Origin of the sequence: Mycobacterium sp. 852002-51163_SCH5372311, assembly GCF_001667115.1 — a bacterium.
Lineage (GTDB): Bacteria > Actinomycetota > Actinomycetes > Mycobacteriales > Mycobacteriaceae > Mycobacterium.
Window position 1 is genome coordinate 1 of the sequence record NZ_LZIJ01000091.1, and the last position, 533, is coordinate 533.

A 533-nucleotide genomic window follows, 5' to 3' on the forward strand; every position below is an offset into this window, starting at 1 on the left:
ATCGGGAACCCCACCGCCACATCGGCACTGCCGCTGAACTTGGCCAACAAAACCGCCAACGCGGCCTGAATCACCATAAAACTGGTCGCGTTGTGCTCCCGCGCCACCCGTGCCACCCGCTGCTGCAACCCCGCCGGCCAGTCCACGTCCACACTTGCCCCACGCTGATCAGCCACCAACGGATACGGCCGATCGGTAGGCAGCTGCAACCGCTCAGGCAACCCCGCCAGCGACTGCTCCCAATAGCCCAGCTGCGCGGCGATAGGGCTGTCGCTGTCCGCGAACTCACCGAAGGTTTCGCGCTGCCACAGCGTGTAATCCACATACTGCACCGCCAACGGCGCCCAATCAGGAGCCCGTCCGGCACACCGGCTGGCATACGCGACCCCCAAGTCAGCCACCAGCGGAGCGATCGACCAGCCATCGGCGGCGATATGGTGCACCACCGCGACCAACACATGGTCCTCGTCACCAAGACGGAAAAGTGTTGCCCGCAACGGGATCTCACACGCCAGATCGAAACTGTGACGCGC

1 protein-coding gene is annotated in these 533 nt (G+C 64.5%); it reads right to left on the reverse strand.

Features of this window, described 5'->3' with window-relative positions; all coding sequences use genetic code 11:
• On the reverse strand, window positions 1-533 hold a 533-nt coding region (locus A5791_RS12875; RefSeq protein WP_156661216.1), incomplete at both ends, for a condensation domain-containing protein.